Source organism: Mesorhizobium sp. B1-1-5 (assembly GCF_006443065.1).
Taxonomy (GTDB): domain Bacteria; phylum Pseudomonadota; class Alphaproteobacteria; order Rhizobiales; family Rhizobiaceae; genus Mesorhizobium.
The window spans coordinates 1-1011 of sequence record NZ_VFWS01000689.1 but is presented as its reverse complement, the minus strand read 5'-3'; the positions used below and the strand labels follow the sequence as shown (position 1 = coordinate 1011).

The window sequence follows — 1011 nt, the reverse complement described above, 5'->3', positions numbered from 1 at the left end:
GATATTTGCGGGTATTCGGATCGCCCTGCTTGCTTTCGGCAAGGCGGCGCTGGATATCGGCGGCGCGGCCCTTGTCGGAATCGGCAGGCGTCCAACGCGGCGGGTGACTCGATCCGGATTCCTCCATCGCCTTCTTCACCGAGGCGGGATCCGTCTGCACGTCGTCGACGATCTGCGACTGGTAGGACGGATCATCCTGGTGTGCGGTGGCGTCGGCGCGCAGGCGGGCACGGCGCTGCTCGGGGGATTCTGGCCATTCGGCGCTTGCGCTCTCGATGCTATCCTGTGGCGCCGGCAGCGCTTCCTTCTGACCAGGCGCCGGCTTCACCAGGGTCGGACGCGGCTTGTAATCGATGTGTTCCTTGCGCTTCGGCGCGAACGAACAAGCGCCCGTGAGATCGCCGGCCAATTGTTCGCCGGCGGTCTTGTCGGTGCCGTAGGTCGGAGAACCGACACATCCGGACAGAGCGAGCCCCGATGCGACAAGCGGCGCCAACAGCGCGAGGCGCGCGTTAAATCTCTCGGTCATGCCAAAAAGTCCCACTCTAGACAGCCTCTCGATCGCCGCCGGCCCCAAGGTCCGGTCCCCGTGTCCAAGCACTGCGACGAAAATCCGGCGACAATTTGTCTTCCGGAGTTTCGCGTGTTTACCTCAACCACTCGTTAAGGGCAACGCGCGGACGGATTTGCACCGACCGGCGTGGCATTTGTGCACCGATATGCCTGGCCTTCAAAGCCGGCCGAGCGCGTTAAGCTCATGCAGCACGGCGGCGTCGCGCGCCGAGACATCGGGAAAGGCAGGATCCTGCCCGACATCGGCGGTGTAACGCCACGAGCGCGCGCATTTGACCAGGCCGCGGTCCTCGGCCTTTTCGATCACCACGGCGATGCCCTTCACGTCTTCGAGCGTGAAGGCGCCTTGTTGCGCCTCGCCATGGGCGATGACGAGATCGCTGGTGATCGCCATTTCGGCCATGTCGACATCCGATATCGCGGCTTCGAGCGCCGCAT

At 64.1% G+C, this 1011-nt stretch carries 2 protein-coding genes; both read right to left on the bottom strand.

From position 1 onward, the window contains the following. The coding region (locus FJ980_RS34410; protein ID WP_140547761.1) for a hypothetical protein at positions 1 to 529 on the bottom strand (529 nt) is incomplete at its 3' end. Positions 530 to 730: 201 nt separating this feature from the next. After that, positions 731 to 1011: hypothetical protein (locus tag FJ980_RS34405; RefSeq protein WP_140547760.1), on the bottom strand; the 281-nt coding region annotated here is incomplete at its 5' end.